The sequence below is a fragment of the Moorena sp. SIO4A1 genome (genome assembly GCF_010672065.1).
Lineage (GTDB): Bacteria > Cyanobacteriota > Cyanobacteriia > Cyanobacteriales > Coleofasciculaceae > Moorena.
The window spans coordinates 1-4,632 of the sequence record NZ_JAAHHX010000152.1 but is presented as its reverse complement, the minus strand read 5'-3'; the positions used below and the strand labels follow the sequence as shown (position 1 = coordinate 4,632).

At 42.3% G+C, this 4,632-nt stretch carries 3 protein-coding genes and 2 pseudogenes; 1 reads left to right on the top strand and 4 read right to left on the bottom strand.

All coding sequences use genetic code 11. From position 1 onward, the window contains the following. Positions 1–76: 76 nt before the first annotated feature. From F6K53_RS35195 to F6K53_RS35185, 4 genes and pseudogenes are all read right to left on the bottom strand, one after another. A pseudogene (locus tag F6K53_RS35195) lies at positions 77–547 on the bottom strand (RNA-guided endonuclease TnpB family protein); the annotation flags it as partial. A 110-nt stretch (positions 548–657) separates the two neighbouring features. Then, entirely contained in the window at positions 658–1,911 is a 1,254-nt protein-coding gene (locus tag F6K53_RS35190; protein WP_366511390.1) for a reverse transcriptase domain-containing protein, read from the bottom strand. A 46-nt stretch (positions 1,912–1,957) separates the two neighbouring features. After that, a complete protein-coding gene (locus tag F6K53_RS46190; RefSeq protein ID WP_366511389.1) occupies positions 1,958–2,398 on the bottom strand; it encodes a reverse transcriptase N-terminal domain-containing protein in 441 nt (146 codons plus the stop codon). Between the two features lie 588 nt (positions 2,399–2,986). Next, positions 2,987–3,913, bottom strand: a pseudogene (locus F6K53_RS35185) (transposase); the annotation flags it as partial. A 68-nt stretch (positions 3,914–3,981) separates the two neighbouring features. Between F6K53_RS35185 and tnpA the strand changes: the two are divergent. Beyond that, positions 3,982–4,395 (top strand): IS200/IS605 family transposase, encoded by a 414-nt coding sequence (tnpA, locus tag F6K53_RS35180; RefSeq protein ID WP_293083913.1) that lies wholly within the window; start codon positions 3,982–3,984, stop codon positions 4,393–4,395. Positions 4,396–4,632 lie beyond the last annotated feature (237 nt).

Sequence of the window (4,632 nt, the reverse complement as noted above, 5' to 3'; positions counted from 1 at the left end):
GCTTCTTCCAGCGGGAAGATTAGGAAACATCTTTGACATCTCCCCCGGCTAAAGCGCGGGGGATTCTCACAGGATGTTACGCGGCAGGGTGAACCCGTGCCGCTTCACTCCTTCTTCGGTATGATTTATTCAAGGAATTGAAGACGTCATAACGATGTGGGACTGTCAAAATCCCGCTACCCACCTTGGCCAGGTCGATTGGCTGTGTGGTTACTTTCCTAATAATGTTGGCTGCACCGTTACAGTCTGCATTTATTAGGTTTCCTGATGAGGTTTTGTAAAGTCCACGTCTAACTCTTTTTCCTGATGGCTGCCATCCTTTCGGCAAAGCCGACGCTACGCGAACGGGTTTTGCACCGTGTTTCGGTAATGAATCGCCATCCAAAAAAGACGCCTTACTCGTATAAGACTCCTCAATAATTATTAATTTAATTCCGTATTCAGGACAGAGTTGTTTCAGTCTTTCAATTAATCTCTTAGTGGGAATTGCCACAAACTTTTGATTGCTGCTTTTCCCCATATTGGAACGACTTTTTTGTCCTTCATTATTAAACTAAGCCGAGGAGTCGCCTCCCCGACTCGTCTCCAAAACCGGACATGAAACTTTCGTCTCATCCGGCTCCTCGCGTAGTAGTCCCTTGTCAGTGGGTACTTCTCTTAGAACGGATTGGAATCTAGTTCCTCCTTTTGGGAGTTTGTAGTTCTTTTTCCGTGTTTTTGGTCGTGGCAGTGAAGATGTAATAATTCCTGGTTTTTCAGGCTATTATTACCTCCTAAGGCTCGTGGTTTTATGTGGTGAGATTCCATTATATCTCCATCCTTAAATCTTAGGTGACAGAATGCACATCTTCCCTCTTGTCTCTTAAAGAGTTTTCCCTTTATCGTATTCAGTTCCGGATGTTTTTGCAGTCTGTTTCCCCAATAGATTAGGTCTCCATCGTATATACTGCGTTTTTCCTTGACTTTCACGTGTCTGACTATTTCGGTCTTTGCGTGTTTGGGGAGGATGTTTTTTTCATCCTTAGTCATGAATACCCAGTTATCTATCGTTGGAGGTTTCCATGGGTCTTTTGGTATTTCTACCTTTGTCCCCCAATATTTCTCTTTAACCCAGGATTTTGATTTTTTTGGATGTCTTCTTTCTCCCCATCTTTTAAGTTTGGAGTATAGTAAGTGGTCTACTTTAGAGTAGGTCTTCTTACTTACTACCGGTTTGTAATAATTTGCCCATCCCTTTATTATAGGTTTGAGTTTGTGTATTACATTCTCTTGCTTGGCGGCTTTCATGTTGTCTATAGTGTCTGAAAGCTGCCTTACATGCTCCTTTACTTTTTGTTTTGATGGTTTAATGAGGGTTTTATACCCTTTCTTTGAGTGGTGTTTTCCTACTTTGTATTGCCTGACATTGAATCCTAGGAAGTCGAATCCTTCGGATGTGTGTACCACTCTTGTTTTACTGGGTTTTAATTCCAAGCCAATACCTTTTAACCATTCTTCCCCTTTGTATTTAAGTTTTACAAGGACTTCTTTGGACGGGTGGAGTATGACGAAGTCGTCAGCATACCTGATGATAGCTGTGGCGCTTCTCTTGTCTCTTTTACCATTTGGGCATCCCGGATATTTTATTTCTCCGGCTATTTCCATTAGGTAATTTTCTAGTCCGTGGAGGGCTATATTGGCAAGTAAAGGGGATATTATTCCTCCTTGTGGTGTGCCTTCCTCAGTCCTTATAAATTTCCCTTCCTCCATTACTCCTGCTTTTAACCATCCTCTGATTAGCCGTTTCATGGTCGGGTAGGTATTTAACTTTTTAAGGAGTATTTCATGGTTGATTTTATCGAAGCATTTTGTTATATCAGCATCCAACACCCATTTTTGGGCTTTTTTAATGCTGTTGAATATTGCTTGGATTGCATCGTGGCATGACCTTCCTGGTCTGAACCCGTATGAGTTAGGCTCAAAGTGAGCTTCCCATTCTGGTTAAGCATGCCTGTTTGGTTAGAGCCTGTAGGGCGCGGTCGTATATGGTTGGGATTCCTAGTGGTCTCTTTTCCTTACTTCCGGGTTTATCTATCCAGGTTCTGCGGGTTGCTTGAGGTTTCTTGTAGAGTTTGAGGTTTTTGACTAGCTTCAATCTCTTAGTGCTCGACAAAGCCTTTTGACCATCGATGCCAGCTGTTCTTTTTCCTTTGTTCTCTTGGGTAACCTTTCTCACCGCTACCATTTTTGCTGACCAGGACTTCATTAAAGTTTTTTGAAGACTTCTCACTACACGAACATCACCACGCTGAGAAGCTTTGTAAATTCGTTTTTGCAACTTAAACACCGTAATTTCTAGCTTTCGCCAGTTTACTTTGTTCCATTCCGACTGTGGAGCGAACCCCCGAGTTTTAGACATATCTATTGCTACTGGCAACTTTACATTCTACTAATCCGCGTGAGTCTGTCTGCGTATCCGGTACATTACATATCGGCGTTGGCTTCTGACTCAATCTTCCCAATATAGGCCATGGGGCTAACTACCTACTCAAGAACCGACCTTCTTGAGAGAACCTATATGGTTACTTCGTTCCTGATAACCTTGCTTTTGACCTTTAGGGTAGTACTATACGCCGGAATCTTTAGAGAAACTCAAGATGTGGGCTGGAGCATATCTTGTCTTTGGCGATTCGTTACGTTTGTTCGTAGCGACAGCCTATATTACGCTACATCGTAATTACGACGCTTCAAGTGTACTTTCACTTTTGTTACCCATGGGTCATTTTCCTATCTCCCATCCACCTAATAGGCTAGTAGATGTTTGACGTTCGACCCCGCTTTACCCTAAGACTCGTTAGTTTCTATTGGGTAGGGGTAGGGATGTCACTCTAGTTTCGAGAGGACAGGTTTTTCACCTGTAAGGTTATCAAGTTGTCAAGGTTATTATTACCTTGCGGCTAATCCCCCAGATCTTTTATATGTATGGTTTCTAGCCAACGAATCACACCCAACCTATTACTATATTCCCAATGCCATCATTTAGACAGCGATTAATGATGAATCGAGCAGCCTTGTTAATGGCATCCCGCATCTGATTATTTCGTTTAAGTTGAATTTTGTCTAGATGGGAATCCCAATACTTTTCCGGTTTTCCAGATTTGTATTTAGCTACAAGGCGACAATACCCCTGATTCATTGATTTGAGCTTTCGACCGTCGATAATAAAGCTTTTTCCTAACGTTGAAACGCAGGTTAGCCAGTTATCGCCACCGTGATCTATTCCGATAGCTTGAGAGTAATCAAGTCTTGGATTATCGGTTATTGGTTGCTTCCCATCATCAATGACCCAGTCTATCCACAACTGTCCGTAACAAGGGCGAACAGTGACCTCTTTGACCCAGTCAGGGTCAATAAAATCTGGTGGCGAGAGTGTTATTTGAGTTAGTAATTCAGGTTTGCTTTCTTTGCTAACAGAAGGGTAAAACAATCCCTCTTTGTATGTCAGAGCTTGTCTAGGGAAAGTCACCGCAGCGAACCCACCTGACTTTCTGTAGCGAGGAAACCTGGGTCTATCTACTTTTCCCTGATAATATAGCCCCACTAACTTGTTGTAGCTAACAATAGATTCTCCCACAGTCTTAAGAGTTTGTTGAGCTGATTGAGCCGCCATCCCTTTGTAATGAGGGGACATTTTCAAGGCTTTATCTAGCTCTGGATATTTAATAGCACACTTGTAAGTTTTCCATCCAACCCTTAATTCATCTCCACGCCAGTAAGTGGTGTAAGCCTCTTGTTCCTTTAGCCAATCGTAATGTTTTTGTTTAGTATAGTAAATCGCACAATTAAACAGGCTGTTGGCTTGCTGGCACTGAAATTCCCAAAATGCTTTTTCTTCTTCTGAAAACGTTGATCTAACTGGGATTGTCTTGTACAAGTTGCATCACCTCCTTGTTTACAAGTATACTTGCTACTACAGCCGTATTCAACACAATCCCGGAAAAAATGGCAAAATTATCTAGCAAAGATTATGAGTACCGCCGTACAGAGGGGTCGGTATCTTCAATAAATTATCATTTTGTCTTTGTCCCAAAACGTCGAAAGCCTGTGTTAGTAGAACATGTAGCTCGACGGCTTCAAGAAATAATCTTTGATCTGGTCTCCGAACATGGCTGGAAACTAATTGCATTAGAAATAATGCCAGACCACGTCCATATATTCTTAAACGCACCGACCCATGAATCTCCTGCTGAGATAGCTCGATGGGTAAAAGGTCGAGCTTCACATCACTTGCGGAAAGAATTTCCTAGTCTTAAAAAATTGCCTTCATTATGGACTCCGACCTATTTTGTGGCGTCAACAGGTCAAGTCAGCACGGAGGTTGTCAAAAAATATATAGAGAGTCAAAAAGGAAAATAGCCAGGATACGACGGGGTTAACCCCGTCTCTCTTTTTCATCCCCGGTCATTAGACGCGGGGTTCTCAAATTTCAGGACGTTTTGATAGTAAAATACTATACCAGTTCTCAATTGAGGGAATCGGGAATCGGGAGTCGGGAATCGGGGTGCGTTTCGTTGGCTAGAAACTCTGCTGCATAAACATCAGAGGAAGATTAGCCACTAGGGTAAAACCTAGATAACTTAATATCCATGATGG